General features: G+C 64.9%; 25 protein-coding genes. 16 read left to right on the top strand and 9 right to left on the bottom strand.

What is annotated here, in order from left to right:
* The first annotated feature begins 179 nt into the window (after nt 1-179).
* Together EJV47_RS27570 and EJV47_RS27565 are read left to right on the top strand one after the other, a co-directional pair.
* Complete coding sequence (locus tag EJV47_RS27570) at nt 180-986, top strand: rhomboid family intramembrane serine protease (RefSeq protein WP_126696442.1); 807 nt, start codon at nt 180-182, stop codon at nt 984-986.
* A gap of 15 nt (nt 987-1,001) precedes the next feature.
* On the top strand, nt 1,002-1,898 hold the full coding sequence (locus EJV47_RS27565; RefSeq protein WP_126696441.1) for a rhomboid family intramembrane serine protease: 897 nt from the start codon (nt 1,002-1,004) through the stop codon (nt 1,896-1,898).
* A 48-nt stretch (nt 1,899-1,946) separates the two neighbouring features.
* Here EJV47_RS27565 and EJV47_RS27560 read toward each other — a convergent pair whose 3' ends face one another.
* The 5 genes from EJV47_RS27560 to tilS form a co-directional block, all read right to left on the bottom strand.
* Nucleotides 1,947-2,660, bottom strand: a complete 714-nt coding sequence (locus tag EJV47_RS27560; RefSeq protein ID WP_126696440.1) for a DNA alkylation repair protein — start codon at nt 2,658-2,660, stop codon at nt 1,947-1,949.
* Between the two features lie 2 nt (nt 2,661-2,662).
* Complete coding sequence (locus EJV47_RS27555; RefSeq protein WP_126696439.1) at nt 2,663-3,295, bottom strand: macro domain-containing protein; 633 nt, start codon at nt 3,293-3,295, stop codon at nt 2,663-2,665.
* Nucleotides 3,296-3,404: 109 nt separating this feature from the next.
* Nucleotides 3,405-4,004 carry a Uma2 family endonuclease gene (locus EJV47_RS27550; protein WP_126696438.1) on the bottom strand — a complete coding sequence of 200 codons (600 nt, stop codon included), beginning with the start codon at nt 4,002-4,004 and terminating at the stop codon, nt 3,405-3,407.
* Nucleotides 4,005-4,130: 126 nt separating this feature from the next.
* Complete coding sequence (gene mdh / locus EJV47_RS27545; protein ID WP_126696437.1) at nt 4,131-5,081, bottom strand: malate dehydrogenase; 951 nt, start codon at nt 5,079-5,081, stop codon at nt 4,131-4,133.
* 463 nt (nt 5,082-5,544) lie between these two features.
* On the bottom strand, nt 5,545-6,879 hold the full coding sequence (gene tilS / locus EJV47_RS27535) for a tRNA lysidine(34) synthetase TilS (protein ID WP_126696436.1): 1,335 nt from the start codon (nt 6,877-6,879) through the stop codon (nt 5,545-5,547).
* A 368-nt stretch (nt 6,880-7,247) separates the two neighbouring features.
* On the opposite strand from tilS, the gene EJV47_RS27530 reads away from it, so the two are divergent.
* Together EJV47_RS27530 and EJV47_RS27525 are read left to right on the top strand one after the other, a co-directional pair.
* Complete coding sequence (locus EJV47_RS27530) at nt 7,248-8,183, top strand: glycerophosphodiester phosphodiesterase (RefSeq protein WP_126696435.1); 936 nt, start codon at nt 7,248-7,250, stop codon at nt 8,181-8,183.
* A gap of 28 nt (nt 8,184-8,211) precedes the next feature.
* Entirely contained in the window at nt 8,212-9,939 is a 1,728-nt protein-coding gene (locus EJV47_RS27525; protein WP_126696434.1) for an OstA-like protein, read from the top strand.
* A gap of 31 nt (nt 9,940-9,970) precedes the next feature.
* Here EJV47_RS27525 and EJV47_RS27520 read toward each other — a convergent pair whose 3' ends face one another.
* Nucleotides 9,971-10,891: a DUF5694 domain-containing protein gene (locus EJV47_RS27520; protein WP_243651337.1), complete on the bottom strand. Its 921-nt coding sequence runs from the start codon at nt 10,889-10,891 to the stop codon at nt 9,971-9,973.
* 380 nt (nt 10,892-11,271) lie between these two features.
* Here EJV47_RS27520 and EJV47_RS27515 point away from each other — a divergent pair, with 380 nt between their 5' ends.
* From EJV47_RS27515 to EJV47_RS27480, 8 genes are all read left to right on the top strand, one after another.
* Nucleotides 11,272-12,126 carry an outer membrane protein assembly factor BamD gene (locus tag EJV47_RS27515; RefSeq protein WP_126696433.1) on the top strand — a complete coding sequence of 285 codons (855 nt, stop codon included), beginning with the start codon at nt 11,272-11,274 and terminating at the stop codon, nt 12,124-12,126.
* Between the two features lie 108 nt (nt 12,127-12,234).
* Nucleotides 12,235-12,576, top strand: a complete 342-nt coding sequence (locus EJV47_RS27510) for a DNA-directed RNA polymerase subunit omega (protein ID WP_126696432.1) — start codon at nt 12,235-12,237, stop codon at nt 12,574-12,576.
* A 22-nt stretch (nt 12,577-12,598) separates the two neighbouring features.
* Nucleotides 12,599-13,165: a flavoprotein gene (locus EJV47_RS27505; protein WP_126696431.1), complete on the top strand. Its 567-nt coding sequence runs from the start codon at nt 12,599-12,601 to the stop codon at nt 13,163-13,165.
* Between the two features lie 161 nt (nt 13,166-13,326).
* Nucleotides 13,327-13,986, top strand: coding sequence for a phosphopantothenoylcysteine decarboxylase domain-containing protein (locus EJV47_RS27500; protein ID WP_126696430.1), 660 nt, complete (start codon nt 13,327-13,329; stop codon nt 13,984-13,986).
* Complete coding sequence (porD, locus tag EJV47_RS27495) at nt 13,976-14,908, top strand: type IX secretion system protein PorD (RefSeq protein ID WP_126696429.1); 933 nt, start codon at nt 13,976-13,978, stop codon at nt 14,906-14,908. The genes EJV47_RS27500 and porD overlap by 11 nt, the downstream gene beginning before the upstream one ends.
* 324 nt (nt 14,909-15,232) lie before the next feature.
* On the top strand, nt 15,233-16,912 hold the full coding sequence (recN, locus tag EJV47_RS27490) for a DNA repair protein RecN (RefSeq protein WP_126696428.1): 1,680 nt from the start codon (nt 15,233-15,235) through the stop codon (nt 16,910-16,912).
* A gap of 127 nt (nt 16,913-17,039) precedes the next feature.
* On the top strand, nt 17,040-17,345 hold the full coding sequence (locus EJV47_RS27485) for a GIY-YIG nuclease family protein (protein ID WP_126696427.1): 306 nt from the start codon (nt 17,040-17,042) through the stop codon (nt 17,343-17,345).
* Nucleotides 17,346-17,510: 165 nt separating this feature from the next.
* A complete protein-coding gene (locus EJV47_RS27480) occupies nt 17,511-18,341 on the top strand; it encodes an enoyl-ACP reductase FabI (RefSeq protein WP_126696426.1) in 831 nt (276 codons plus the stop codon).
* A gap of 82 nt (nt 18,342-18,423) precedes the next feature.
* Here the strand turns inward: EJV47_RS27480 and EJV47_RS27475 are convergent, their stop codons facing one another.
* Nucleotides 18,424-18,687 carry a Kazal-type serine protease inhibitor family protein gene (locus EJV47_RS27475; protein WP_243651336.1) on the bottom strand — a complete coding sequence of 88 codons (264 nt, stop codon included), beginning with the start codon at nt 18,685-18,687 and terminating at the stop codon, nt 18,424-18,426.
* Between the two features lie 205 nt (nt 18,688-18,892).
* On the opposite strand from EJV47_RS27475, the gene EJV47_RS27470 reads away from it, so the two are divergent.
* Nucleotides 18,893-19,693 (top strand): arylamine N-acetyltransferase family protein, encoded by an 801-nt coding sequence (locus tag EJV47_RS27470; protein ID WP_126696425.1) that lies wholly within the window; start codon nt 18,893-18,895, stop codon nt 19,691-19,693.
* Nucleotides 19,694-19,721: 28 nt separating this feature from the next.
* On the opposite strand, the gene EJV47_RS27465 is transcribed toward EJV47_RS27470, so the two are convergent.
* Nucleotides 19,722-20,216 (bottom strand): hypothetical protein, encoded by a 495-nt coding sequence (locus EJV47_RS27465; RefSeq protein ID WP_126696424.1) that lies wholly within the window; start codon nt 20,214-20,216, stop codon nt 19,722-19,724.
* Nucleotides 20,217-20,243: 27 nt separating this feature from the next.
* Nucleotides 20,244-21,182: a D-2-hydroxyacid dehydrogenase gene (locus tag EJV47_RS27460; RefSeq protein ID WP_126696423.1), complete on the bottom strand. Its 939-nt coding sequence runs from the start codon at nt 21,180-21,182 to the stop codon at nt 20,244-20,246.
* 129 nt (nt 21,183-21,311) lie between these two features.
* On the opposite strand from EJV47_RS27460, the gene EJV47_RS27455 reads away from it, so the two are divergent.
* The 3 genes from EJV47_RS27455 to EJV47_RS27445 all read left to right on the top strand — a co-directional run bounded on the left by EJV47_RS27455 (nt 21,312) and on the right by EJV47_RS27445 (nt 25,127).
* On the top strand, nt 21,312-23,405 hold the full coding sequence (locus EJV47_RS27455) for an ATP-binding protein (RefSeq protein ID WP_126696422.1): 2,094 nt from the start codon (nt 21,312-21,314) through the stop codon (nt 23,403-23,405).
* Between the two features lie 133 nt (nt 23,406-23,538).
* Nucleotides 23,539-24,645, top strand: coding sequence for a radical SAM family protein (locus EJV47_RS27450; RefSeq protein ID WP_126696421.1), 1,107 nt, complete (start codon nt 23,539-23,541; stop codon nt 24,643-24,645).
* On the top strand, nt 24,642-25,127 hold the full coding sequence (locus tag EJV47_RS27445) for a hypothetical protein (RefSeq protein ID WP_126696420.1): 486 nt from the start codon (nt 24,642-24,644) through the stop codon (nt 25,125-25,127). Before EJV47_RS27450 ends, EJV47_RS27445 begins: the two co-directional genes overlap by 4 nt.
* Nucleotide 25,128: the final 1 nt, after the last annotated feature.

Here is a 25,128-nt window from a genome sequence, read left to right as displayed (position 1 = left end):
ACACCCCGGCTTTTACCTTCGTGGCCGCGTATCGGGCGGGTAGCGGCTGGGGCCGGGGCCCAGCTGCTACCCGCCGGGGCTGGTTGCGAAACCGGTGCTGCCGGCTCCGCAGCAGCTTCCATTCCAGCCAGCCGCGCCGAATTCAGCGTATTCCCCGAAACCAGCGCAAATCAGCTTTTATGACGATACAGTTCACCCCGATGGTGCGCAACCTGCTGTTTGTCAACGCCGCCGTGTTCCTGCTGGCCAGCATGGGCGCCCTCGGCGGACTGACACCGATGCTGGCGCTGTTTCCCTGGACGTCGGACCTGTTTCAGCCCTTCCAGCACTTCACCTACATGTTCATGCACGGTGGCATGGGGCACTTGTTTTCCAACATGCTGGCCCTGCTGATTTTTGGCCCGCAGCTGGAGAACCACTGGGGTGGCCAGCGGTTTTTGGTGTTCTGGCTGGCGTGCGGCATCGGGGCGGGCGTACTTTACCAGGGCGTGCGTCACTACGAAACCGAGGGCATGCGCCAGGCGCGGGACCGGTTTGTGGCCCAGCCCACGGCCGTCAACTTCGCCGACTTTTACCGCGACCATGCCCCCGCCTACGCGCCGGCCGTGGCCGAAAAGGTGCAGGCGCTGCGGGAGCGTCCGGACGATGCGGCCCTGGTGCAGAACGCCAAGGAAACCGTCGTCGATATGTACGATGCCACCCTGAACACGCCCAACGGCTCGGGCATGGTGGGGGCATCGGGGGCGGTATTCGGGGTATTGCTGGCTTTTGGCTACCTTTTCTCCCACACTCCCCTCCAGCCGTTTCTGTTCCCCTTCCCCATCAAAGCGGCTTACTTTGTTTTTCTGTACGGCATGCTGGAGCTGTACTCCGGCATTCACCCAGTGCCCAACGACAACGTGGCCCACTTCGCCCATCTGGGCGGAATGTTGTTTGGCTTCCTCCTGTTGAAGTTCTGGGAGCAAGACCGCTCGCGCTTCTACTAATTCCCACCCCTTGCAATGAGCATCTTAGCCGATATCCGTGCCACTTTCAGCCGGCGCGACAACGCCCTAAACCAGCTGCTGGTCATCAACATCCTGGTTTTTGTGGCGCTGAACCTGCTGCGGGCCGTGGTGTTTCTGAGCAGCGGCAGCCGCGGCGGGCACCTGCTGGCCCTGGAGTGGCTGGCCGTGCCCTCGTACCTGCCCGAGCTGCTGCTGCGGCCCTGGACGCTGCTCACCTACGCCTTCACCCAGTACGAGTTCGGGCATATCCTCTTCAATATGCTCACGCTCTACTGGTTTGGCGCCCTCATCAGCGAGTACCTGGGCGCCCGGCGCCTGATTAGCCTGTACGTGCTGGGCGCGCTGGCCGGGGCCGGACTGTTTTTGCTGTGCTTCAACCTGCTGCCCACGCTGCGTCTGCAGCTGGGCACCACCCTGCACGGGGCCTCGGCCAGCGTCATGGCCATTCTGGTGGCCGCCGCCACGCTGCTGCCCGCCGATTATTCCATGCACCTGCTGTTCATCGGGCCGGTGCGCATCAAGTACATTGCCGCCGGCCTCATCGTCATTTCCATTGTCGGCATCAGCGGCAGCAACACCGGCGGGCAGATTTCGCACCTGGGCGGGGCACTGATGGGCTACTTCTACATCCGCATGCTCAACCGCGGCCGCGACCTGGGCCGACCCATCATCGTGGCCGGGGAGTGGATTGGCGCCCTGCTGCACGGCCGGCCCCGGTTGCGCGTGTCGCACCGCAGCCCGCAGCAGGCCGCGGCGGGAGCCAAGCGCGGCGGCATTGCCCAGCCGGCCGAGGAGGAAATCAACCGGATTCTGGAAAAGATTTCGCGCTCGGGCTACGAAAGCCTTTCCAAGGACGAAAAGCAGAAACTCTTCAAAGCCAGCCAGCAGTAGGCGCAAGGCAGGCGCAACGGCCCGCCGGAGCAATCCGGCGGGCCGTTGTTATTTCTGCAGGTGCTGCTGCCGCCGGGCCGGGGGCAGCCGCTCGATGGCGTAGCGCAGCATGGTGCGGGGCATTTGCCGGGCGTGGTCGGCCAGAAACTCTTCCAGGGCTTCCTCGTTGCGCTTACCCACTTCGCGCAGCATCCAGCCCACCGCCTTGTGGATCAGGTCGTGGCGGTGGGGGAGGAGCTGCTCGGCCAGGGCGAAGGTGTCGGCAAACTGCCCCTTGCGAATGAACGTCAGGGTACTCACGATGCTCATGCGCTGGCTCCACAGATGCGGCTCGGCGGCCAGCTCGTAGAGCGGGGCCCGGTCGCGGCGCAGCAGGTAGCCGCCGAGGATGGTCGGGCAGGTCACGTCCACCAGGTCCCAGTTGTTGACGTGGGCGCGGTTCAGCAGGTACCGCTCATACAGTTCCTGCTGCCTGGCCGGCCCGGCTTTGGCAAACTGCAGCGTCCAGATGATCAGGCCGATGGAGCGGCAGTCGTGCCAGGGGCTGCGCACCAGCTGCTGCTCCACTTCATCGAGGGGCAGGTGCCGGAACTCGCGGGCCAGCTGCCGCTGCAGGGGCATGGGCAGGCCCAGAAACTGGTCACCCGCGCCGTACTCGCCGGGGCCGGTTTTGAAGAAGCGCGCCACCAGCACGGCCCGCGCGGGGTCGGCCAGGGCGTGGATGCGGGCCACAAGGTCGGCGGCGGATGAGGCGGCGGGCATGGCTAGGGAATGTCGTAGGTAATGTGCTTGGGGTCGTGGGTGTAGAAGTAGGCGTAGTTGGAGCGCAGCTCTTCCCAGCCCTGCTTGCTGGCGTACTGCTCCCGCGTCACGTCTTCCCAGGCCAGGCGCATCTGCCGGGCGCACACCAGCGGCGGCACCTGCCCCACGCCGGTGCCCAGGCCCGGAATGGCCACCGTCCGCACCTTGTCGGCTACCGCTTCGCCGGTGCTCAGGCGGCCGCGGCGCAGCAGCAGCAGGATGGCTTTCATGGCCAGATACACATTGGGCCCGCGCGTAATGGTCATGGGCGTGCGCATGGTGGGGGCCGAAATTAGGTAGGGAAACAGCGTGCTGCTGGTTTCGATGATTTCGGCCTGCCCCACCAGCAGCTCCCCGTAGTGTTTCTCGCGAATGACGCGCTGTAGGTCTTTTTCCAGGTGCCAGCCCAGGTTTTTGGAAATGGCGAAGTCGATGCCGCCGTTCATGAAGCCGAAGCTATTGACGGGGCTGACGAGGGCGTCGGCCGGGTGGTCGAAGATAGAGGCGTGGCAAATCGTGACCTGCGGCACATTGGCAAACACGCGTTGCCAGGCGGCCACCACCTCGGGGTTGGTGTCGATTAAGGTTAAGTGCATGAAATGGGTTTCGCCGGCAAGGTACTGTCTTTCAGTTCAAGCCAAAAACAAACCGGGCCGCCCCGCGCAGGTGCGGAGCGGCCCGGTAGGCATAAGCCTGAACGCCGGATTACAAACCAGTAAACACCCGTTCCCAGGTCAGCGTCAGTTCCGGCAGGGTGTGGGAAGGCATGGGGCCGGGCCCGTCGTAGGTGCCGCGCAGCTGGTAGTGGCCGTCGTCCAGCACATAGGCATCGATGCTTTTCTCGCCCGGAAACGCAATCCAGTATTCCGTCACGCCGGCTTCCTGATACAACTCGAACTTGGTGCGTGTATCGTAGGAAGCCGTACGCGGCGATACTACCTCAATAACCCAGTCCGGGGCGCCCAGGCAGCCGCGCTCATCCAGCTTCTGCGGGTCACAGACGACACAGATGTCGGGCTGCACGACGGTGGTAATCTGCGCGTCGCCGTTGGCATTGCTGGTAGTCAGACGCACGTCGAAAGGGGCCGCGTAAACTTCGCAAGGGTGCCCGAATAAATGGTTTTCAACAACACTCGTTAAGCGAGTGGATACCGTCTGGTGAGCCCGCCGCGGCGCCGGACTCATTAGCTGAACGCGTCCCTTGATCAGTTCCACCCATTCATCCAGCCGCCAGGTCAGGTAATCGGCGTAAGTGTAGGTGCCGTTCAGGTCGAGCTGGGAAATACTGGTGATGGTAGTGGGCATGGCGGAAGCAGGCAGGTACTCCACGAAAATACGGCATTCCGCCGGCCAAGTCGACCGACGGAAAAACAAACCGGGCCGCCCCGCGCAGTGCGGAGCGGCCCGGTAGCCGGCAGGTGCCAAAGAGGCTTAGGCGTTGGCCGGCTGCTCTTTGCTCATCTTGTCGAGGGCGTCCATCACCTCTTTCACGTGGCCGCGCGAGGTTTCCAGCAGGGCCTTTTCCTCGTCGTTAAGCTGCAGCTCGATGATGCGCTCAATGCCGTTTTTGCCCAGGATAACCGGGGCGCCCAGGTACACGCCGTCGATGCCGTACTCGCCTTTCAGCTCCACGCAGACGGGGAACACGCGGCGCTGGTCGCGCACGATGGCCTCTACCATCTGGGCGGCAGCGGCGCCGGGGGCGTACCAGGCCGAGGTGCCTATCAGATTCACCAGTTCGCCGCCACCATTGATGGTACGGTCAACGATGGCAGCCAATTCTTCTTTGCCAATTAGCTCCGTGACGGGGATGCCACCCACAGTAGTGTAGCGGGGCAGCGGTACCATCGTGTTGCCGTGGCCACCCATTAGAACAGCTTGGATGTCTTTCGGGCTCACGTTCAGGGCCTCGGCCAGGAAGGCGCGGTAGCGGGCCGTGTCGAGGATGCCGGCCATACCGAATACCTTCTCGCGGGGCAGCTTCGAGGTAAGGTGTGCCTGGTAGGTCATCACGTCGAGCGGGTTCGACACGATGATGATGATGGCGTTGGGCGAGTGTTCCAGCACATTTTCCGTTACCGTCTTCACAATACCGGCATTGATCGAAATCAGATCATCACGGGTCATGCCAGGCTTGCGGGGCATCCCGGAGGTAATAACTACCACGTCGGAGCCGGCGGTGCGGGCGTAGTCGTTCGTGACGCCCACCGTGCGCGTGTCGTAGCCGATGATTGGGGCCTTCTGCCAGATGTCGAGGGCTTTGCCTTTAGCAAAGTTCTCCTTGATGTCAACCAGGACTACTTCGTTGGCAATTTCGCGGGTGGCGAGTACGTCGGCGCAAGTGGCGCCCACGTTACCGGCCCCTACTACGGTTACTTTCATGGGGTGGTCAGTTGGGAATTATGATGGGGTTCTGGCCTGCAAGGTAAGCAGCAAGTGCTTAGCGCGTGGTGCTTAATGCTGAGTTTTTACCGGCCGGCCGAGAGCGGCGGGCCGCTTGGCTGCACCACGTTTGGTTTGCGTGACAATGGCCGGTTACCCCTCACAATGGCCGGTTGGGCCTGACAATGCGCCGCGCAGCCACCTCAAGCCCAGCCGCACGGCCCACAACGCCTGGCGTGCGCCTGACAATGCGGCCAGTACCCCTGGCAAGGCCAGCCGCACGGCCAGCAACGCGCCGGGCCGCTGCGACGACGCGCCGAATACAAGCCACAACGCGAGGCGCACGGGCTACAGCGTCCCGCGTGGGGCCGGCAACATGCCCGCGCCGCAGTCCGACAAGCAGGCGCGCGGCATAAAGCTGCTGGCAACACGACCTTTCGGAGCCGTGGCCTCACCAGGCGGGCTATTTCTGCCGGCGCAGCTCCAGCACCCGCTGGGTTTCCTCGGTCACCTTAAACCGGTCGTCGGGGCGCATGCCCACCACCCACACCACCTTACCGTCGGCCGAGGTGAGCAGCAGCACCTGGTCCTTGAGGTTCAGGGGTACTTTCTGGTCGATGAGGAAGTCGCTGATTTTCTTCTTGCCCTTCAGGCCGATGGGCATAAACCAGTCGCCCTCGCGCCAGCGCCGCAGCGTCAGGGGGAACTTGAGCTTGTCGAGGTCGAGGGCCGCTACGTCCTTGGCTTTGGGCACCGGGTAGCCCTCGGCGGCGTGCTCCCGGGCCGTGAGCCGCAGCGAATCGACCACCAGCTCGGCCTGCCCCTCGGGCCACTGGTAGGTGCCGAAGCCGCCCAGGTTTTTGGGCGTGATGACCAGCTGGTCGCGGTCCTTCACCAGCCGGTGGGTGGGCGAGTCGAACTGCTTGCCCGACACGGCCCGGAACGACTCCACGATTTCCTTGGTGACGGGCCAGGCGAAGTGGAAGGGCCGCAGCAGCTCGTGCAGCATCACGGCCGTAGCCGGAGTGGCCTGCAGCACACCGATGTTGATATACGTGGCCCCGGCCTCGTCGCGGCGGGCCTGCTGGGCGGTCTGATCCACCAGGTGCTGCACCAGCAGCTCGGCGCCGCGCACCCGCTCGGCGGTGCTTTGCAGGGTCTGGTCGAGGGCGGGGTTCAGCTCGCGCAGCACCGGCAGCACGTCGTGGCGCAGGCGGTTGCGCTGGTAGAGGGTGCTGTCGTTGCTGGAGTCTTCGCGCCAGACGAGGTGCTGCTCGACCACGTAGTCGAACAAATCGTCCTTGGCCGCGCCGAGCAGGGGGCGCACCACCCGGCCCAGCCGCGCCGGAATGCCGTGCAGCCCCGAGAGGCCGGTGCCGTGGGTGAGGTTGAGCAGCATGGTTTCGGCCGCGTCGCGCTGGTGGTGGGCGGTGGCCACGTAGTCGAGGCCCTGGGTGCGCAGCAGCTGCTCAAACCACTGGTAGCGCAGCACCCGGGCGGCCATCTGCGTCGACAGCCCTTCCTGCTGGGCAAAGCCCTTGGTGTCGAAAAACTCGGCGAAGTAGGGGGCGTTGTACTTCTTGGCCAGCTTGCGCACGAACTCCTCGTCGGCGTCGGCTTCCTCGGCGCGCAGCCCAAAATGGCAGTGCGCCACGGCTACCGGCACGCCCAGCCGGTGCAGCACGTCGAGCAAGACTACCGAATCGAGCCCGCCGCTGACGGCGACGAGCACCCGGTCGGTGGCAGGGTCGAAGAGCTGGTTATCGAGGATAAAGCGGCGGACGAGGTCGGGAAGCATAGGAATCAGCGGGCTGCGAAGGGGCAAAGGTAGACCACAGATGGGGACGGATGCACGCCTGAATGAAACGGATGCAGGTGGCTGGCGCCGGTTTAGCCGTCGAAGACGGCGTAACCGGTGCCTGTTATAAGGCAGGCTTTCAGCCTGCGTGTAGCGTTGTTCCGTTGGTCCGGCCAACCTGCCCGGACGCCCCACGCAGGTTGGAAACCTGCTTTATGGTAGGCACCGGTTACACTCGCTTTGCTCGTTAAACCGGCGCCAACCCCACTGCGGCGCCCAAAACCCGCGCCGCCGATAACCAGTACACCCCGCTGGTGGTTGTGCCTGCAGCTACGGCAGTTTCACGGGGTTTCAAGCGTTGCGGGGCCATGCTCAAAAGTCTACTCGGAAGTATCATGTGGGGCCTGGGGCTGCTGACGCCGCCCGACGGGCCGCCCGCGCCATCCAACGCCCGGCCCCAGGTTATTGGCCACGCCGGCTCGGGCTTCTTTACCCCGATAGCGCCCTTCAATCCCCTGCCGCCCAGTAGCCTGGCGGCGGTGCGCAAGGCGCTGGCCCGCGGTGCCGAAGGCATCGAAGTGGACGTGCAGCTGAGCCGGGACAGCGTGCCCATGCTGTTTCACGACGTGGACCTGGCCCACCGCACGGCCGCCCGGGGCTACATCAGCCAGTATACCGCCGCCGAGCTGCGCCAAATGGCCTATACCGGCGGCTGGCCCTACGACTGGTTTCAGCACGAGCGGATAGCCACCCTCGACGAGCTGCTGACCGAGCTGAGCCAGCGCCCGACCTTCCCCGTGCTGCACCTGGATTTGCACGAAAACGACGAGGCCCAGCCCGTGCACACGCCCTACGTCCGCTCGCCGGCCCTGGTGCGCGCCCTGGGCCAGGTGCTGCGCCGCCACCGGGTGCCCCCCCAGCGCGTGTTAGTGCTAACCGAGCACGTGCCTTCACTGGCCCGGCTGCGCCAGGAGCTGCCTGGTGCCGTCCTGGGCCTGGAAATTACCGATCAGTTCGACGAGCGGCTGGTGCTGGCCCAGCGCAGTGGGGTAGAGGCCGTGGTGTTGCCGAAGCGCCTGACCACGCCCGAGCGGGTGGCCCAGGTGCACGCCCGCGGGCTGCAGGTAGTGGTATTCGGCGGCCGTTCGCGCAAGTCGGTGCAGCGCCTGCTCGGCTGCCGCCCCGACGCCATCGAAGTGGATAACGTGCGGCTGATGCGGCGCCTGCTCGGGCAGCCCGCACCCGGTCCGGCTGCGGTGCCGGTGGCCGGCGGTAGCGCACCAAACGGCGGGCGTATGCGTTAGGGCGGCGGGTTCCGTACTTTTGCCCCGCATGCGCCTTCGTTTCCTCGTTTTCTTTTGTTTGCTGCTGCTGGCCGCGCCCCTGGCGCAGGCCCAGCGCCCCACGGGCCGGCCCACGCCGCCCGCCCGCGGCCAGCGCCCCGGCCAGAACCCGCCCGCTAAAGGCTCGCGCATCGAGCTGCTGCCTGGCGCCGGCGTGCTGGTGGGTGGCTCCTTCAACGGCCAGCAGATTCGTAAGCTGCTGGGCAACGTGAGCTTCCGCCAGGGCGACGCTTTTCTGTACTGCGACTCGGCTTACCAGTACGTCGACCGCAACGCCATCGAGGCTTTCAGCAACGTGCGCGTGGTGCAGAACGACACCATCACCATCACCGGCGACCGGGGCTTCTACGACGGCGACGCCCGCACGGCCCGCATGACCGGCAACGTGGTGATGCGCGACCCGCGCATGACCCTGACCACGCAGGCGCTGGACTACGACCTGAACCGCAAAACCGCCTTCTACAGCAGCGGCGGCCACCTCACCGACCCCGAAAACACGCTGGACTCGCAGCGCGGCTACTACAACACGGAGACGCAGGTGTTCAGCTTCCGCACCAACGTGAAGCTGGTAACTAAGGACTATACCATCACCAACGACACGCTGCAGTACAACACGCAGTCGAAGGTGGCCTACTTCTTCGGGCCCACGCGCATCGTGGGCAAGCAGGGCAACATCTACGCCGAGAAGGGTGTGTACAACACCAAGACGCGGGTGTCGGACTTCCAGCGCAACGCCAAGATCGAGACGCCCAACTACCTGCTCGGCGGCGACAAGCTGGTGTACGACGAGACGCGGCAGTACGGCGTGGCCACCGGCAACGTGTCGATGACGGCCAAGAAGGACAACGTGGTCATCCGCGGCGACGTGGGGCGCTACTGGCGCGGCACCGGGCGGGCCAAGGTGTACGGCTCGCCGGTGATGCGCAACATCTCGGACCGCGACACCATGTACCTGGCCGCCGATACGCTGGTAAACGTGGAGAGTAAGTCGGAAGCCGACCCGGGCATCGTGTACGCCTACCGCAAGGTGAAGATCTGGCGCGGCGACCTGCAGGGCCGCTGCGACTCGCTCACCTACAACCGCCGCGACTCGGTCATCTACCTGAACACCAAGCCGGTGCTCTGGAACGAGAAAAACCAGCTGACCGCCGATTCGATGGAAATCCGGCTGCGGCGGCAGAAGATTGACCAGATGCGCCTGTACGCCAACTCGTTTATCGTGGGCCAGGACACCTTGCTGAACTTCAACCAGGTAAAAGGGCGTAACATGGTGGGCTACTTCGTCGACAGCAAGCTGCGCAAGGTGAACGTACTCGGCAACGCCGAAAGCCTCTACTACGCCCTCGAAAACGACACCGCTACTACCGGTCTGAACAAGGCCGTGTCGGCCAACATGGTGCTGCGCTTCGCCGACAACAAGCTGCAAACCATCAGCTTCCTTACCGAGCCCGACGCCAGCTTCATCCCGCCCCACGAGCTGAAGCCCGAGGAGGAAAAGCTCAAGGGCTTTCAGTGGCTGATCGAACAGAAGCCCACCAAGCGGCAGGTGCTCGGCAAGCATTTCGCCCCGCCCGTCAAGGCCAAGCCGAAGAAGAAACCGGTGAAAACCAAGGCTACCAAGGCCAAAACCACCAAGCCCGCGCCCAAGAAAGCCGCGCCGAAAAAGCCGGCCCCGACCAAGCCCGCCGCCAAACCGGTGGCCGGCGCCCCGAAGTAGCCCTAGCCGGGCCGCGGCATTGCAGGGGACCTTACAGAATAGCCTTGAGGCGTTTCTTCTCCTTGGTGTTGAGGTACGTAGCGGCCGGCACCACCTGATAGGCTGGGTTGGCCGCCAGCAGCTCCTGCAGCACGCCGACGTGGGTCAGGCCGAACATGACGAGCACGCGTTTGGCCGGGCGTTGCCGCTGGGCGCGCAGGATGTTGGAGTAGATTTTCAGGTTGCGGTTGTAGAACAAGCTGATGTAGTGCGCCCCGGCGTAAGCGGTATCCACCGGGCCGAGGTTCACGGTATTGGTGGCCGCTGGCGAGAAGGTGCCGCTGGTAACCATAGCCGGGGTATTGAAGATGGCCCGGTGGGCTAGGCTGATCATGACCGGCTGGTTGGCCAGGGCAATGTAGTCGTACACCGACAGGCTGTCGCGCTGCACCAGGGCTTTCAGCGGCCGGGCGGTGGTTTGCAGCAGGCGCAGGTCGCGGGTGAAGGCGTCGTAGTTAGTGCCCGACTGCAAGATGGTCTGCGAGGTGGAGGCGTAATAATCCACGGCCTGCACGCCGGGCAGGCCCAGTTCCCGGGCCAGCGCAAAGCCTACCTGGTAGGTTTCGCTGCGCCCGCCGGGCAGCGCGGCCAAATCCAGCCGATTAGCCCGGTAGAGGGCGTACAGACTGTCGAGCCGGCCCTGCTCGGCGGGCGTCACCTCCACCATAATGGCCTCGGGCCGGAAGCGCCGCAGCTGCTGGCGCAGCTTGGCCAGCTCGGCCTGCTTTTTGGCGCCGAGCACGTCGGATTGCGGCTGCTTGTTGTAGAGCTGGCTCAGGTGGTCGAAGCCGACCACCATCACGGCGGTGCGGCTATCAGATTGGGCCCAGCTGTTGCGGATACCGATTAGCAGCATGAGCACGAGCAGTAGCCGCAGGCAACGGGCGGCGAAGAAATCGGGGCGGGCAAGCATCAGAAATAAAGCGGGCAGAAGATAGCGGAAGCGGGCAGGGCTGGCCGGGACAAGGCCAAACGTAATAAACTGGGGGTTGATTGTCGGCGGCCACGGCGGCTGAAATTTGGGGTAGCCCGGCGAATGGGCTGACCGTAAGCCCTTACCGGTGCCGGCGAATAAGCTGGGGAAGAAGCCCAGCGGCCGGAGGCACCCCGAATAGTTGGAACCGAACGCAATGCGGGCGGTAAATTTGCCGTTGGTCGGCGGCCGCCCGGCTGAAATCGACGCACTAAACCGCAAGCGGTGGTGTTAGCAGCGCAACCTTTCCCGTTGCCCCGGCCTCCTGACGGTGAGCGGCTTTGCGCCGCCCGCGCCAAATTCTTACCTTTGCCCCCCTTATGCCCGTAAACCGTCTCCGCGTCGCTGCCTTGCTTCTGAGCCTTTCGCTGCTCGGGGCCTGCAGTCCTTTCCAGAAGCTGCTGAAGAGCACCGACGTGAACAAGCGCTACACCGCGGCCCTCGACTACTACGAGAACAAGCACGACTACTACAAGGCCGGCACTCTCCTGGAGCCGCTGATTCCGCTGCTGAAAGGCCGCCCCGAGGCGGAAAAGGCCGAATTCTACTTCGCCCACACCAACTTCAGCCAGCGCAACTACACCCTGGCCGCTTACTACTTCGACCAGTTTGCGGCCGTGTACCCCACGTCGCCCTTCGCCGAGGAAGCCGAGTTTATGCACGCCAAGTCGCTGTTCCGCGACTCCCCGGAGTTTGAGCTGGACCAGACCAACACCGTGCAGGCCGTGGCCGCCATCCAGGATTTTCTGAACCGCCGCCCCGAAAGCAAGTTCCGCCAGGAGGCCGAGAACATGTCGAACGAGCTGCAGAAGAAGATGGAGGTGAAAGCCTTCGAAGGCGCCAAGCTCTACTACTCCCTGCGCTACTACCAGTCGGCCGTGGTGGCCCTGACCACCTTCCAGCAGCAGTACCCCGCGTCGGTGTACGGCGAGCAGGCGGCCTACCTGAAAGTGGCCGCCCAGCACGAGCTGGCCAAGGAAAGCGTGGAGGAAAAGCAGCGCGAGCGGTACGAAGCCACCGTGGCCAACTACCAGTCGTTTATCGACGCCTTCCCGCAGAGCAAAAACCTGCGCGACGCCGAGCAGTACTACGATGCGGCCCAGCGCTACCTGAAAGACCACCCGGCCGCCCCGGCCGTAGGCACGCCCGCCGTGGGCACGCCGCCCGCCAATTAAATCTTTTAAATGGCTAAATTGCTGAATGGTTAAATGGCTGGTCGTTCTGACTTAGCACCCGACAATTCAACAATTTAGCCATTCAGCCATTTGACAATTCAACCGCCCATGAAAGTACCGAGCAACGTTCCTGCTTCCATCGTTACGCGCAACCTGTCGGATTTCGTGAAGGACACCGGCAACGTGTACGAGTCGATTGCCATCATTTCGAAGCGCGCCAACCAGATTTCGGTGAAGCTCAAGGAAGAGCTGAACGGCAAGCTGTCGGAATTCGCCACCACGGTCGACAACCTCGAAGAGGTGTTTGAAAACCGTGAGCAAATCGAAATCAGCAAGCACTACGAGCGGCTGCCCAAGCCCACCAACCTGGCCATTGAGGAGTTCTTGGAAGGCAAAGTGACCTTCCGCACGCCCGAGGCGGAGGAGCCCACGGCCGAGAAAGCCGAGTAGTCAACTCGTTAGCCCGCCGACCATGCTGGCCACTCGCCGCATTGTGCTGGGGGTAAGCGGCAGCATTGCCGCCTACAAATCGGCCGCCCTGGTGCGGCTGCTCATCAAAGCCGAAGCCGAGGTGCAGGTTATCCTGACGCCCTCGGCTTCGGCTTTTGTGACTCCCCTGACCCTGGCCACCCTCGCCAAGCGGCCCGTGCTGCAGGGCTTCATCAAGGACGAAGCCGGCGGCGTGTGGCACAACCACGTCGACCTGGGCCTCTGGGCCGATGCCCTGCTGATTGCCCCGGCCAGCGCCAACACCCTCGCCGCCCTGGCCCAGGGGCTGTGCCCGAACCTGCTCACGGCCGTGTACCTCTCGGCCCGCTGCCCCACGCTGGTAGCCCCGGCCATGGACCTCGACATGTACCAGCACCCGGCCACCCAGCGCAACCTGCAGCAGCTGCGCCACGACGGCGTGCGGGTGCTCGACTCGCCCGCCGGCGAGCTGGCCAGCGGCCTCACCGGCCCCGGCCGCATGCTGGAGCCCGAGGACATCGTGGGGGTATTGGAGCAGTTTTTTGCCGATAAGCCACTGCCGCCCCGTTGAACGTCATGTCGAGCGAAGCCGAGACATCTCGCTCGGGTAGTAATTCCTTCGTTGGACGATTAAGTTACTATCGGGCCTCAGCACGCGAGATGTCTCGGTTTCGCTCGACATGACGTTCTTGGGTCGTCCCTCCTCATTCCTCCTTCTTCCTTTCCGAAAGAATGCACGTCCTGCTCACTGCCGGCCCCACCTACGAGCCCATCGACCCGGTACGCTTCATCGGCAACCACTCCACCGGCAAAATGGGCTACGCCCTGGCGGCCGAGTTTGCCCAGCAGGGCTGGCAGGTGACGCTGGTGAGCGGCCCGACCGCGCAGACCATCACGCACCCGCTGGTGACGGTGGTGCCGGTGCAAACGGCCCAGCAGATGTATGAGGCCGCCGCCGCCGTAGCCCCGGCGGCCGACGTGTGGGTGTTTGCCGCCGCCGTGGCCGATTACCGCCCGCGCACCGTGGCCGCGGAGAAAATCAAGAAGCGCGACGACGGTACCGACGAGACGCTGACCATTGAGCTGGTGAAGAACGTGGACATTGCCGCCACGCTGGGCCAAACCAAGCGGGCTGAACAATTTTCCGTGGGTTTTGCGTTGGAAACCCAGGACGAACTGCCGAACGCCCAGCGCAAGCTGCAGCGCAAGGGCTTCGACCTGGTGGTGCTGAATTCCCTGCGCGACGCCGGGGCCGGCTTCCGCCACGACACCAACAAGATTACCCTCGTGGAAGCCTCCGGCGTGACTACCTTTGAGTTGAAGCCCAAAGCCGACGTGGCCCGCGACATCGTTTCTGCCATTCTTGCCCGCCTCCAGCCCCATGTTGCGTAAATACTCCACCTACTGTCTTGGCCTGCTGCTGGCCGTGCTGCTACTGTCCGGCCGCCGCGCCGCCGCCCAGGAACTGTTGGCCGAAGTGGACGTGAAGGCCCTGAACGTGACCATCACAGACCAGCAGCTGCTGACGCAGATGAGAAACGAAATCCAGCAGTTTCTCAATAACCGCCAGTGGACCAACGATGTGTATAAGGCGGAGGAGCGCATCCGGTGCACCATCTTCATCGGCATCACGGCCATTCCGCAGAACGGGCAATACCAGGCCACGGCCCGTATTTTCAGCAAACGCCCGGTGTACGGCACCAGCTACGAAACCACGCTGATGAACTATGCCGAAACCTGGAAGTTCACCTACCTGCCCGGCCAGCCGCTCGACTTCTCCGAGAACAGCTACGTCAACAACCTCTCGTCCCTGCTGAGCTTCTACGCCCTCACCATCATCGGCATGGACCAGGACAGCTTCGCCCCGCTGGGCGGTTCGCGCATCTTCGACCGGGCCCGCAACATCATGCAGAACGCCGCCCAGAATCAGGACGGCGACGAGGGCTGGAAGGAAAGCGGCAAGCGCGACCAGCGCAGCCGCTACTGGCTGCTGGCGGGCCTGCAGGACCCGCAGCTGGAAGCCCTGCGCTCGGCCACCTACGCCTACTACCGCCAGGGCCTCGACATCTTCATTCAGAAGCCCGATGATGCGCGCACCGGCATCTACACGGCCCTGCAGGGCGTGCAGCAGGCCGCCCAGCGCCGCCCCGGCTCCACGCTTATCAAGGCCTTCTTCGAAGCCAAAGCCGACGAAATTGCCAACCTATACCGCGGCAGCTCCTCCGCCGAGCAGAAGCAGGGCGTGGTAGCCCTGCTGCAGGAAGTCGACCCGACCAACTCGGCCAAATACCAGGCAATTCTGCAGAGCCGCTAAGCCTCGGATTTGATGGATGAACGGACGAGTGGTGCCACGGCTCAAGGCCGTGGCACTGCTATTTTTGGGCGGCCGGCACCAAAGGCGGGCCAGCCCGGCCGCTACGCCTGCGGGCGGCCGGCTACCCGGGCCGAGCCGCCAAAATAATTTATCCGCTCGGGCGAAGCGGGAAGGGGGATTTGCTTAGCAAACAGCTAAAGACGTTGGTTGCGGGCTTGCAGGTCTGCTAAATGATTTAGTAGGTTTGCAGACAGCCCAATCCGCGCCACCCCTGGTTGTGTGTGTATTAGGCTTTGTATAAGTCTCACGCAACCAAGGCTTTTTATGCTGGTTGACCTTCGTATTCAAAACTACGCCCTGATTGAGTCCCTGGAGCTGCGGCCCTCGGGCCGGCTCAACATCATCACGGGCGAAACCGGCGCCGGCAAGTCCATTATGCTGGGCGCCATCGGGCTGCTGCTGGGCAACCGGGCCGATTCCAAGCTGCTCTTCGACACGGCCAAGAAGTGCGTGATTGAGGGGCAGTTCGACATTTCGGGCTACCAGCTGCAGGACATCTTCGAGGCCGAGGACATCGACTACGACGCGCAGTGCATCCTGCGCCGCGAAATTGCGCCCACCGGCAAGTCCCGCGCCTTCGTCAACGACACGCCGGTGACGGTGGAGACGCTGCGCAAAATCGGGGCAAACCTGATGGACATCCACTCCCAGCACGATACGTTGCTGCTCGGGGACGCGGTGTTTCAGCTCAACCTCATCGACCTGTACGCCGGGCTGGTGCCCACGCGCACCCAGTACGCCGCCGCCTTCCGTCAGTACCGCAAGCTGGCGGCCGACCTGCGGAGCCTGGAAGACCAGGTGGCCCAGGCCAACAAGGAGCTGGACTACCACAGCTTTCTGCTGGGTGAGCTGGACGAGGCCCGCCTCGACGGCGAGGACCAGGAAGGCCTGGAGCAGGAGCTGAAGGAGCTGGAGCACGCCGAGGAAATCCGCCTCAAGCTGCGCTACGCCCTGCAGAGCCTGTCCGAAGGCGAGTACTGCGCCACTTCCTCGCTGAAGGAAGCCAGCATCATGCTGGGGCAGGTGGCGGGCTACTCCGAGGCGGCCCGGCAGCTTAAGGAGCGCGTCGACAGCTGCCTGATTGAGCTGCGCGACGTGGCCGACGAAGCCGAGCAGGCCGAGCAGTGCACCGAGGCCGACCCGCTGCGCCAGCAGGAGCTGCAGCAGCGCCTGACCCTGCTCTACAACCTGCTGCGCAAGCACCAGGCCCGTGACCTGCCCGCCCTGCTGGCAGTGCGCGACGAGCTCCAGCGCCGAGTAGGCTCGGTGCTCAACCTCGACAAGGAAATCAGCCGCCTGCGCCGCGATGCCGAGGGCGCCCTGAACACGGTGAACAAGCGCGCCGCCCACCTGTCGGAGCAGCGCCGCCGGGCCTTTCCGCAGTTCGAAAAGGAACTGGCCGAGCTGCTGGGCGACCTGGGCATGCCCAACGCCCGCCTGTTGGTGCAGCACAGCACCGGGCAGCCCACCGTCTCCGGCACCGACGTTATCAGCCTGCTGTTTACGGCCAACCGCGGCGCCAACCCGCAGACGCTGAGCAAGGCCGCCTCGGGCGGTGAATTCTCGCGCCTGATGCTGTGCGTAAAATACCTGCTGGCCGACAAAACCGCCCTGCCCACGATAGTTTTCGACGAAATCGATACCGGCATCAGCGGCGAAATTGCGGTGAAAGTGGGCCGCATGATGCAGCAGATGGCCAAGAAGCACCAGCTCGTCACCATCTCGCACCTGCCGCAGATGGCCGCCGCCGGCGACGCCCACTTTTTCGTGTACAAGGAGGACCGCCCCGACCGCACCGTGAGCCGCATCCGCCGCCTGTCGGAAGAGGAGCGCATCCGCGAAATTGCCCAGATGATTTCGGGGGCCCGCGTCAGCGAAAACGCCGTGCAGAGCGCCCGGGAGCTGCTGGCCCTGCGCGGGGAAAGTGATTTGGTGGCGGCGTAAGAGTGAGCAGACGTTGAAAACTTCTGTCATGTCGAGCGCAGCGAGACATCTGGGTGAAGACGTTGGACGACGTTGACCGAGATGTCTCGCTGCGCTCGACATGACAATTGCCGTTGGATTATGAGCTATGAAATACCACAACTACTACGTTTACATCGTGACGAATCCTAAGAAAACGGTGCTATACATCGGCGTGACGAATGATTTGGTGCGCCGGCTGGATGAGCATTTAAACAATGCCGGGAGGCCGCACACTTTCGCGGGCCGTTACTGGTGTCATCTGCTGATGTATTGGGAGTTATTTGCCGATGTACACCAGGCAATTGCGCGGGAAAAAGAGTTAAAGGGTTGGAGCCGGGCCAAGAAAGAGGCCCTGATTGCGGCGCAGAACCCGGAATGGCGGGAGTTGAATCAGGAAGTTGGGGGCTTCTGAGGCTGTCATGTCGAGCGCAGCGAGACATCTGGGTGCAAGTCGTTGGACGAAGCTAACCCAGATGTCTCGCTGCGCTCGACATGACAATTGGCGCGGCGCGACAATCTAGCCCGAACCCCTATTTTTGCCCGTTCCTTTTCCCGGACTTCGACTAACACTGCTTTTATGGCCAACAACCTACTCGCCGGCAAGCGCGGCATCATCTTCGGCGCCCTCAACGAGCAATCCATTGCCTGGAAAGTGGCCCAGCGCTGCCACCAGGAAGGAGCCACCTTCGTGCTCAGCAACGCCCCGCTGGCCATGCGCATGGGCGAAATCAACAAGCTGGCCGAAGAGTGCTCGGCGCCCATCATTCCGGCCGACGCCACGGTAGTGGAGGATCTGGAGAAGGTGTTCAGCGGCGCGGTGGAGCAGCTCGGTGGCAAGATTGACTTCGTGCTGCACTCGATTGGCATGAGCCCGAACATCCGCAAGGGCAAGCACTACGGCGAGCTGAACTACGACTGGTTCCAGAAAACCCTGGACATTTCGGCCCTGTCGTTCCACAAGATGCTGCACGTAGCCGAGAAGCAGGACGCGCTGGCCGAGTGGGGCTCGGTGGTGGGCCTCTCGTACATTGCCGCCCAGCGCGCCTTCCTCGATTACACCGACATGTCGCAGGCCAAGGCCGTGCTCGAAAGCATTGCCCGCAGCTACGGCCAGCGCCTGGGCCAGCTGAAGAAAGTGCGCGTGAATACCGTCAGCCAGTCGCCGACCAAGACCACGGCCGGCACCGGCATCAGCGGCTTCGACGCCTTCTACGAGTACGCCGACCGCCTTTCGCCCCTGGGCAACGCCCCGGCCGAAGCCTGCGCCGACTACTGCGTGAGCCTGTTCTCAGACCTGACGCGCTACGTGACCATGCAGAACCTGATGCACGACGGCGGCTTCAGCACCACGGGCATCTCGGAAGCCATGGTCGACCTGCTGACGCAGGCCACCAGCAAGGAGGCGTAAGCTTCGGCGGCTCCCGAAAAGTAAGACGCCCGGCCGCAAGGCCGGGCGTTTTTTGGTTGCAATAGGAGGGGCAGAGCGGGAACTAGATGGGGCCGCCGCTGCCGTCGCAGGCGCCGCGGGTGTAGGTCGTCACGCCGGCCCGCCGGGCGTAGCAGGCGTTGCTGTACGTCTTGCCGTCGCTGCCGCAAACGGGGTCGTACACGTCCAGACACTCGTAGCCCGGGCCGCTTTTCACGTCGCTGGTTGAGGCGGCTTCCAGCTTGGGGGCCGGGGCGTTTTCGTGCTTGCCGCAGGCCGAAGCCAGCGCCAGCAGCGCCATAAAGGAGAGGGTTTTCAGCGTTTTCATAGGGTTTTGGTTGGGGGTTGGTGAAAAATGTGACGCGAGCAAGGTAATAGGAAAAAACAAAGTCACAAGCCCAGCTCCGACGCACTGACGAGCTTCCGGGCGCAGCAATTGGCTTGGTTTGGCGGAGCGGCTGGACAGGGCAGAAACCCGCAAAGGACTGGATAAACCGGTTTGGCAGGCCGCCGAAACTGCGTATTTTCCTCCGATGATAATTCTGACCGAATACCTGGAGCGTATTGGCCTGCCGGCCCCGCCGAGCGGCGCAAGTGAGGCTGCGCTGCGGGCCGTGCACGCCGCGCACGCGGGCAGCATCCCGTTCGAAAACCTGGACATTCACCTGGGCCGGCCCATCAGCAACGACCTCGACGTCATTTTCGACAAGCTGGTGCGGCGGCGGCGCGGGGGCTACTGCTTCGAGCAGAACGCGCTGCTGGCGGCCGCGCTGACGGAGCTGGGCTTTCGCACCAAGCTGGTGCTGGGGCGCGTCACGTTCGGGGCGAAGGTGCCGCGGCCGCGCGGGCACCTGGCCGTGCTGGCCGAGCTGGACGGCCGCCGCTGGCTGGCCGACGTGGGCTTCGGCGGTTACGGCCTCATCGAGCCGGTGCCCTTCGTGCCCGGGGTGCCGCAGGCGGCGGGCGGCGAGGTGTACCGGCTCGATGAGGCCGCCACGGGCGGCTGGGAGCTGCTGATGCAAACCGGGGAAGGATGGAAGTCGCTGTACTGGTTCGATGAGTCGCCCTGCTACCCGGTGGATATCAGCATTCTGAACTTCTACCACGCGCACTGCGCCGAGTCCGTGTTCAACCAGAACCGCATCGTGGCCCTGCCCACCCGGGCCGAGCGGCGTCTGCTGACCAACGAGGAATTCAAAGTCATCCGGCAGGGCGTGGCCACCACTCACCGCGTGGCCGACGAGGACGAATACCGCCGGCTGCTACGGCAGCAGTTCGGCATTGGGCTGAGCGCGGCCGAGCAACTGCGGCCGCGGTTGGTGCTGGCGGAGTAGCTGCGTAAAGGCTCGATAACGACGACTCCTACCAGAATTTATACCAGGGCTTGGCTGCGGGGCGGCTAACCGGTGCCGAAGACGTAGCCGTCGAGGCACTGTTTGGCGACGCAGTCGTAGCTGGCGGCTCCAGGGCCCGACCATAAATCAGCAGCCCATCTTCCGCGCCGTGCTGAAAACGCTTCAGTACGCGTTGCATCGGCCAGATAACCGAGCCGCCCGGCAGATGCACTTCCGCGTTGATTTCGCCCTGTGGGTCGGTTTTGTCCAGTTGCCAGTCGGCGCCGGGGATACTGCGAATGATGGTTTCGCCGACGTACGCACCGATGGCAAACAGCACCTGGCCCAGGTTAGTGGCTAAGCGGCCGCCGGGCTTGGCCTGAGCGGGCGCGGAGTGCTCATCGAAGAAGTCATCGAGCTGCTGAAAGCTGCCCAAGGAAAAATCAAGCTGGCGCCCATCGGCCTGAAAAGCACGCACGAGCCACGCGGCCTGTTGGTGAATATCCTGACGCAGAGTAGCCATGATGAGGGAGAAGAGGAGGTGCGCAAATTAATACCCCCGCCGCAGCTCCACCAGGTTCTCGGGCAGTTCCCCGCGGCGCAGGCGCTGCAGGTTGGCGAGGAAGATATCCACCTTGCCCTCGTCCTCGTGGGGCTGGCCGCCGGCGGTGTGCTGGGTGAGCAGTACGTTGGGCAGAAGCCAGAGCGGGTGGTCGGCGGGCAGGGGCTCCTGGGCGGTTACGTCGAGCACGGCGCCGCCGAGGTGGCCGGACTGCAGGGCCTCAATCAGGGCTGGCTCGTCGGTGGTGTTGCCGCGGCCCACGCTGGCGTACACGCTGCCGGGGCGCATGGCCCGAATCAGCGCGGCGGAGAAAAAGCCCTCGGCGCTGCCGGGCAGGCAGTTCACCACCAAATCGGTGGTGGGCAGGGCGGCCCGCAGCTCTTCTTTGGAGTGCAGCTGGGCCTGCGGATCGGTGCGGGCCAGCAGCTGCACCTGGCACTGAAAACCGCCGAGCTGCGCGCGAACGGCCTGCCCGATGGCCCCGGCGCCAAGCACGATGACGTGCTGCCCGCGCAGCAGCCGCAGCTGCCGGCGAATGGGGGCGCCCACCCACTCGCGCCGGCTCTGGAGCACGGCCAGCTCGTCGAGGTGGCGGTAGTGGGCCAGGATGCCACCTACGATGGTTTCGGCGCAGGGCCAGGCGAAAAAGTCGCCGACGTTGGCCACCGGCACCTCAAGCTGCAGCTGCCCGTACCGCTCGAAACCGGCCGAGTCGATTTGCCAGAACTGCAGGCCGGGCGGCGGGCCCTCGGCCAGCCAGGCGGGCGGCGGGTTGCCCAGCAGCAGGGCCGCCTGCCCGAAGGCAGCGCGCTGGGCGGCCTCGTCGGGCAAATCGGTACGGAAAACGGGCGTAACGTCGGGCGGCAGGCCGGCTTGCAGGCGGGCCCGGGCGGGCGCATCGAGGGCGGTATAGACGAATAGGTGCATGAGCAGCAGCGAGGAAACACTGCACAACGCAGGCGGGGGCCGGGTGGTTTGCTGCTGCCCGCGGGCACTCTGGCGCGACCAATATTAAAACTGCGTTATAGAGTGCTTGCTATTGCCTAATTTCCACGCATGAAGTATAGCCGCGGGCTGGTTGCCGGTGCCCTGCTCTGGGGCGGAATAAGTACGTTCTGCGGGGCCCAAAGCCCGCAGACGCCGGCCCTGCGCCAGGCCCTGGCCCGCGCCACGGCCGATACCAGCCGGGTGCTGCTGCTGGCCGACCTGAGCGCCACTTACCGCTATTCCGACTTCGACTCGGTGCAGCACTACGCCCGGCGCGGACTGGATTTGGCCCGCCGCATCGGCTACGCCAAGGGCGAAGGACGCTGCCTCTCGCGCCTGGGGCTGCTGCAGGCCGAGCGCGGCAACCTGCCCCAGGCCCTGCGCACCGATTTGCAGGCCCTGCGCCTGCACCAGGCGGGCCACGACGCGGAGGGCACGGCCCGCACGCTCAATCAGACCGGCCTGCTCTACCAGGCCCTCGACGACTACCGCCCGGCCCTGGCCTACTACTACCGCGCCAAGGCCCTCTACGAGCAGGCGCGCATCGATGACGACTCGCAGCTGGTGAGCGTGCTGACCAACCTGGGCTCGACCTACGTGGGCCGCCGCCAGCTCGATTCGGCCGAATTTTTCCTGCGCCGGGCCTACGAGTTGACCACCCGCTCCGGCAACATCGCCCGCAGCCCCTGGGGCAACCCCTTGCCCTACCTGCTACGCGAAACGGGCCTGCTGGCCGCCGCCCAGGGGCGCACCGCCGAGGCCATAGCCTACTACCACCGCAGCGCCCAGGCCGCCTTCCCCGAAAACGACCGGCGCAGCGCCTGCCGGGCCTTTCAGTACCTGGCCGAGCTTTACCACCGGCAGGGCCGCGCCGATTCGAGCGTGTACTACGCCCGCCGCGCCCTGGTGGTGGGCCAGACGCTGCCCTACGTAGTGGGCGTGGTGCGTACCAGCGACCTGCTGACCGATGCGTTTCGCCGGTTGGGCCAGCCCGATAGCACCCTGAAATACCTGCTCATTCAGCAAACCGCCCAGGATAGCCTCTACAACCCCCAGCGCATCAAGCAGCTCGACGCCATCGGGTTCGGGGAGCAGCAGCGCCTGCAGGAGCTGGAGCAGGAGCGCACCGAGTACCGCGCCCGCCTGCGCAGCTACCTGCTGTGGTCGGGGCTGGGGGCGCTGGCGGCGTTGGTGCTGAGCTACTTCAACCGCCGGCAGCGCCGCGCCAACGCCGAGCTGCAGCGCCTCAACGGGGAGGTCAACCAGCACCGGCAGGAGCTGACCACCCAGCGCGACCGGCTGGCCCACATGCTGCAGGAGCTGCGCACGGCCCAGCACCAGCTGGTGCTGCGCGAGAAAATGGCCTCTCTGGGCGAGCTGATGGCCGGCGTGGCCCACGAGATTCAGCAGCCGGCCCAGGCCATTCGCAACTTGGCCGGGGTGAGCGAGCAGCTGTGCCAGGAGCTGCGCGCCGAGGTGCTCAAGGGCGAGTTTGCGCCTACCGATTTGGAAATGCTCGACGAGATGCTGCTCAACCTGGCCCGCTACCAGACCAAAATCGGGCAGCACAGCCAGCGGGCCGGCTCCATCGTGCGCGGAATGCTGGAGTACAGCGGCACCCAGCCCGGCGCCCGGCAGGTCACCGACCTCAACGCCCTGGCCGAGGACTACCTGCGCCTGACCTACCACGACGTGCGCGCCAAGCACCGCCACTTCCACGCCGCCCTGCTCCCGCGCCTCGATGCCGCCATGGGTACCGTAGAAGTCGTCCGTCACGACCTCGGGCGGGTGCTCATCAGCCTGTTTGCCAACGCCTTTTACGCCGTGCAGGAGCGCCGCCGCCTCAGCCCCGATACCGACGAGCAGCCTGACTATGTGCCCCAGGTAACGCTGACCACCGAGCGCACCAGCCCCGAGCAGGTGCAGATTCGGGTGCGCGACAACGGTCTGGGCATTCCCGAATCGGCCCAGGCGCACGTGTTCGAGCGGTTTTTCAGCACCAAGCCCGCCGACGAAGGCCTGGGGCTGGGCCTGGCCCTCAGCCGCGACATCGTGCAGGGCCTGGGCGGTACGCTCACCGTGCAAACCGAGCCCGGCGCCTACACCGAATTCATCATCACCCTGCCCGCGCCGGAAGCCGTTGCCGCGCCGGTGCTGCCCTGACGGCGGCTTGCGGCAGCCAAAGGTGGCGGCCGGTGCGCGGTATATGGCGGTGCGGGCCCCGGCTGCGTAAACTACCGCTGAGCTGCCCGGCCGTGTGCGCGCGGGGCAGCTGGTGCCACCCGATTTTTTTCGCATGACGCTTCCTTCCCGCAATCAGTTTCGCGTGGCGGCCACGGCGGCCGAGCTGGCCCGGTTCCGGGAGCAGGCCTGGCGGCTGTACGAGCCGGCGCCGCCCACGGAGCTGGCGGCGTTTGGCCAGCACTGGCGGTTGCGGCCGGGCCTCACGTTCACGCCGTTTGCCAACGCGGTGCGCTGCACGGCCCACTGCGCCTTCTGCTCCGAGGAGCTGCAGCGCTACGACGGCCACCAGCTCACGGCCCGGCGCCTCATCGACGACTACCCGGCCTACTTCGCCCGCCTGCGCGAGGTGCTGCGGCCCTTTCGGCACTGGCCGCTGGGCCTGAGCTTGTCGGGCCTGGAGGCCACGGCCGAGCCCCGCTGGCTGCGCGAGCTGCTGGCCACGCTCACTGCCCTGGAAGCCGAGGGCGTGGTATTCGACGAGAAAGTGCTGTACACCAACGGCAGCGGCCTGGCCACCAGCCCTGACCTTGCCCTGGCCCTGCAGGACTTCGGCCTGACGCGGCTGGAACTCTCGCGCTGCCACGACGACGAGGGCGTAAACCAACAGATTATGCGCTTCAACCGCAACCAGCCCATCCGCCACAACGCCGTGTACGCCCACACCGTCGGCTGGCTGCACGGGCACCTGGCGGTGAAAAACTCCTGCATCCTGACGCGGCTGGGCATTGCCACCCTGCCCGACGTGGAGCGCTACCTCGCTTGGGCCGCCGGGCTGGGCGTGCGGCAGGTGGTGTTTCGGGAGCTGAGCCGGCTGGAAGGCAGCTACCTGCCCAACGTGTTTACCGACTGGATTGAGCAGCAGCGCGTGCCCATCGAGCCGCTGCTGGGTGCCGTGGCGCCCACGCTCGACGCCCCGCGGCCCGGCTGGAAGTACGCGGGCAGCACGTTCGGCTACTATTACTACAACGAGCATTACCGCTACCAGCAGCTGGAGGTCATCTTCGAAACCTCCAGCTACCCGGCCCTGCAGGCCGCCAACGCCACCAACGTGCTGCAGAAGCTCATCCTGCACTCCGATGGCACGCTGGCCGGCGACTGGGACCCCGACAGCCGGGTGCTCAGTCGGGCCCAGCCCCAGCCCGCGGCCACCCAGCCATGACGCGCGCCCACGAGCAGCTTTACCTCGCCACCCTGCGCCAGCTAGTGGCCGTCGGTATTCCCTTCGTGGGGCTGGGCACCTTTGCCCTGCGCCTGCAGTGCCCCGCCCTGCCGCGTCGTCTGGTGGCCGACTGCGACCTGCAGCTGCCGCCGGACACCGAGGTGCTGAACCGCGCGGCGCAACTGCTGGATGGCGGGGGCTGGCAGCTGACCCTCTGGCAGCAGCCCTTGCCGCTACCCCTGCCGGCCGCCGACCTGCCGGGTAAGTACTACTTCCGGGCCCACCAGTCCGGGGCCGTACTCGACTGCGCCTACGAAAACGACTTCTGGAGCTGGCCCGTCTTCCAGGCCCACTGCCGCTGGCACCAGGGCCTGCCCCTGCTGCCGCCCACCGACCTTCTCCACCACAAGGCCTTGGCCAACCGACCCAGCGACCAGGCGGTGCTGCGCTGGTTACGGCAGTGGCAGCCGGCACTTTTCTGAC

This window comes from Hymenobacter gummosus (genome assembly GCF_003970915.1).
In the GTDB taxonomy this organism is placed as follows: domain Bacteria; phylum Bacteroidota; class Bacteroidia; order Cytophagales; family Hymenobacteraceae; genus Solirubrum; species Solirubrum gummosum.
Note: the sequence above shows the minus strand (reverse complement) of the source record. Positions and strands in the feature narration are given on the sequence as shown.